The sequence below is a fragment of the Oleiphilus sp. HI0061 genome (assembly GCF_001635675.1).
Window position 1 is genome coordinate 1 of record NZ_LWFE01000658.1, and the last position, 752, is coordinate 752.

Here is a 752-nt window from a genome sequence, read left to right on the forward strand (position 1 = left end):
TTTCTCCGGATACGGATACACGATAATGCGAGCATTTATTTCGAAAGCCACGTTACTTTATCTGTTACTCAGCACCACGACCGCCCTCGCTAACAAACAAGATCAAGTAGCTATTTCTTTGGCCTTTACTTTTTCAATGCCCCCATACTTAAGCCAGGATAAAAAAAGCGGTATTGAACGTGACATTATCTATAGCGCACTTACCCAAGCAGGCTACGAATCAATTAGTATTGAGAATGTCCATTACCTACGCGCAATAGAGTTAGTTAAAAGTGGCAGCATCGACGCAATTGTTTCAAATCAATCAAATACGATCTATTCTTCCAATTTGCCGGGTATTTCCACGAGCCACAAAACACTTGACTATGTGGACTGTGCCATCTCACTCGCTAGCCAGAACCTACAACTTAAAACTATATATGATTACTATGACAAGCATATTTGGGCTTTCAAAAGTGCGAGCACTACCTTGGGCCAAGACTTTCAGCTTATGACTCAGAATAACAAGAAGTACACTGAGGATGTTGATCAATTAAAACAACTCGACATGCTCGCAATGAAGCGCATTGACATTGCTATTTCGGATCGAAATATTTTTTCCAGCAAACACAAAAACAGCAGGAAATATCAATCCCTGGAATTTAGCTTCGACAATATTGCTCCCCCCACTTCTCGAGTAATTCGATCGATGGATAGGACATTAATCCAAAAGTTCAATAAGGGCTTGGAGGGCATTCAGGGTAATGGTGAGT

General features: G+C 41.0%; 1 protein-coding gene. It reads left to right on the plus strand.

Features of this window, described 5'->3' with window-relative positions; translation table 11 throughout:
* Positions 1-25 precede the first annotated feature (25 nt).
* A partial coding sequence (locus tag A3735_RS08340) for a transporter substrate-binding domain-containing protein (protein WP_068637907.1) occupies positions 26-752 on the plus strand: 727 nt, incomplete at its 3' end.